At 70.3% G+C, this 2,191-nt stretch carries 3 protein-coding genes and 1 pseudogene; 3 read left to right on the plus strand and 1 reads right to left on the minus strand.

Annotation, left to right across the window (positions count from 1 at the left end; all coding sequences use genetic code 11):
* Positions 1-205 (minus strand): annotated as a pseudogene (locus CM1CMNOD_RS21465) (CRISPR system precrRNA processing endoribonuclease RAMP protein Cas6); the annotation flags it as partial.
* A 992-nt stretch (positions 206-1,197) separates the two neighbouring features.
* Here CM1CMNOD_RS21465 and crcB point away from each other — a divergent pair.
* The 3 genes from crcB to CM1CMNOD_RS03860 all read left to right on the plus strand — a co-directional run.
* Entirely contained in the window at positions 1,198-1,683 is a 486-nt protein-coding gene (gene crcB / locus CM1CMNOD_RS03850; RefSeq protein ID WP_013872356.1) for a fluoride efflux transporter CrcB, read from the plus strand.
* A complete protein-coding gene (locus tag CM1CMNOD_RS03855; protein ID WP_013872357.1) occupies positions 1,680-2,024 on the plus strand; it encodes a DUF190 domain-containing protein in 345 nt (114 codons plus the stop codon). Before crcB ends, CM1CMNOD_RS03855 begins: the two co-directional genes overlap by 4 nt.
* Positions 2,021-2,191: fluoride efflux transporter FluC (locus tag CM1CMNOD_RS03860; RefSeq protein ID WP_207387461.1), on the plus strand; the 171-nt coding region annotated here is incomplete at its 3' end. The genes CM1CMNOD_RS03855 and CM1CMNOD_RS03860, both read left to right, overlap by 4 nt.

Genomic DNA, 2,191 nt, shown 5'->3' on the forward strand with positions numbered 1-2,191 from the left:
GGCCGCTACGGGAGAAGAACAGCGGTGTGATCATCCGTAGCCGGACGCGCCGGGTCGGCCCGGCCGACGCCAGCCGCGCGAACGGCCATGGGTCCACGTCGAACCCGGTGACCCGCAGTTCGCACGGCCCGAAACGAACCATCCGCGGCGGCCAGCCCTCGGGCAGCTCGCCATCCCTGAGCCAGCCCAGCCGCCAGAGCGTCATCCCCGGACAGCCCGCCGCACCCGCCGCACCGGTGGACGACGTGGAGCCCGTGGAGCCCGTGGAACTCGTCGAGCTGGCGGGACCCGTAGAACCCGCCGAGCCTGCGGCAGCACCCCCTGCTGCCGGCGCGCCCGAACCGGGCGAAGGCGTGACAGGTCCGACCGCGAACGGCTTGCTCTCCGCGTGATGATCGCTGTCGACGGTCTCGAAGAGCCGCGCCGCGGCGCCGAGTAACTGGCGCGGCGACGGCGTACGCGGCGGAGCTGGAAACTTCAATATCAACGATGCCGGCATCGTATCCCCCCTGTGGACCCGGAATCCGGACGCTCAGAGTAGCCGTCCTCTCCGCCGGTATCTCGTCCACCCGGCACACCGCCGAGAACAGGGCTCCCCCGCGGTACCGTCGTCGACGATGCCATGCTCCATCCGCACCATTCGGATCCGCTTGATTACAGCCAGTACGGCCAGTACGGCCAGACAGAAATTTCTTTCCTGTCGTAGAGCTGGCACGGCGAATGTGAATACGCGTCGTTCGTCTCGGCCCTCTCGGGGGACGCGGATTCACCGGGTGGACTGGCAGGGAAATCAGGCGGATTTTCCTGGTGGAACAGTTTTCCTAGTGGAACACGGGCGATGTCCTGGATGTCGTTGTCGGTGAGTCGTCGATGGCATCGTGGGCGAATCGGGAAAATGGTTCGAGGCCAGGGCGCGAAGAAGGGCCGCTGCCGGGATGCCGGGCCGGCCGTGGAGGCAACGGTCGGGGCGTTCAGGCACTGATCGTCGGGTCGACGGTCGTGCGTCGGGGGATGGGCCGCGGAGGGTGTCGGACCCGGTATGTTGGCTGTCGGTGGCGGTTGTTGTCGCCGCGCGGCGGTGGGGCTCGCCGTATCCGAACCGTGACACCTGGTGGGCACCTGGTGTCGCCAACAGTCCCTACTTGTGACGAGTCGTGCCCGGCCGAAGCCGGGTGACGCGCAGGTAGGGAGGTACGCGTGGACGGCACCCGCTCGCAGGAGGCCGTGCGGCCCACCGATCTGGATGTGGACCTGCATGTTCTGGCGCAGCGCCGGGAGTTGCGCCGCTGGCCGGTACCGCTGCTGGCGGCGATCGCGGTTGGCGGGGCGATCGGGGCGTGCGCCCGTTACGGCGCGTCGCTGCTCTGGTCGACCCTGCCCGGTTCCTTCCCGTGGACCACGCTGGCGGTGAACACGGCGGGATGCGCGGCGATCGGGCTGCTCATGGTGGTGATCACCGAGGTGCGGGCGGTGCACCCGCTGGTGCGGCCGTTCCTCGGCACCGGCGTGCTGGGCGGGTTCACCACGTTCTCCACCTACGCGGTCGACGCCGAACGGCTGCTGGACACCGGCCGGGCCGGGCTGGCGCTGGCATACCTGGCGCTGACCGTGACGCTGGCGCTGGGCGCGGTGTGGGCGGCGGCCGTGGCAACGCGGCAGGTGATGGGGAGGCGGACGCGATGAGGCTGACCGGCCGGGCCCTGCGGCTGACGGTGTTCGTGGGAGAAAGCGACCTGTGGCACCACCGGCCGCTGGCCACCGAGATCGTGCACCGGGCGCACCGCGCCGGGCTGGCCGGCGCGAGCGTGTTCCACGGGGTGGAGGGGTTCGGCGCCTCCTCGGTCGTGCACACCACCCGGCTGCTGTCGATGAGCCAGGACCTGCCAGTGGCGGTGATCATCGTTGACGACGAGCCGCGGATACGCGCGTTCCTGCCGCAGCTCGACGAGCTCGTCACCGAGGGGCTGGTGATCCTCGACGAGGTCGAGGTGATCCGCTACGTCGGCCGGGCAGCGGGCCGGTGAACTGGCTGCTGGTGATCGTCGGGGCGGCCGTCGGCGCGCCGCTGCGCTATCTGACCGACCGTGCGGTGCAGGCCCGTCACGACACGGCGTTCCCCTGGGGCACGTTCACCGTCAACGTGGCCGCCAGCGCCGTCCTCGGCCTGGTCAGCGGGGCGGTGCTGGCGGGG

Source organism: Protofrankia symbiont of Coriaria myrtifolia, assembly GCF_900634755.1.
Taxonomy (GTDB): Bacteria; Actinomycetota; Actinomycetes; order Frankiales; family Frankiaceae; genus Protofrankia; species Protofrankia coriariae.

Coding starts and splice junctions, on each gene's coding strand:
- CM1CMNOD_RS03855 (WP_013872357.1), top strand. CDS start 1,680: ATGAGGCTGACCGGCCGGGCCCTGCGGCTGACGGTGTTCGTGGGAGAA.